This window comes from Oleiphilus sp. HI0086 (assembly GCF_001635225.1).
In genome coordinates this window covers 1-362 of sequence record NZ_LWFZ01000435.1, presented here as the reverse complement: position 1 = coordinate 362, position 362 = coordinate 1, and the positions used below count along the sequence as shown (strand labels likewise).

At 47.5% G+C, this 362-nt stretch carries 1 protein-coding gene; it reads left to right on the top strand.

The features are described from left to right. Positions 1–362 (top strand): biotin carboxylase N-terminal domain-containing protein (locus A3756_RS05430; protein WP_304438861.1); only part of this gene is annotated, 362 nt, incomplete at both ends.

The window sequence follows — 362 nt, the reverse complement described above, 5'->3', positions numbered from 1 at the left end:
CACTTGGGTACGTAGCTTCTCGTGTGAAGACATTCGCCCCTTAATCATTTGTCGCGGCCCTATTCGTAAAGAAGCAATGGATGTATTTGCAGAAATGGGAGTGACGCATTGCGGTATCTTATTGTCTGAAAAAGACAGTATTGTTTATCAAAATGCCTTGGCGCCAGAACTGCGCCAAATCAACAATCCTGACCGCATTCACCGTGTGCCAGACTACAGCGGCGCAGATAAAGAAGAGCGTGTTCAGCGCATAGAACAGATCATTCGCATTGCTAAAGAGAACAACTATAACGCTATTTTTGCCGGCTACGGCTTTATGGCCGAAGACGAAGCGATGGTTGGCGCAATGGAAGAAGCCGGTC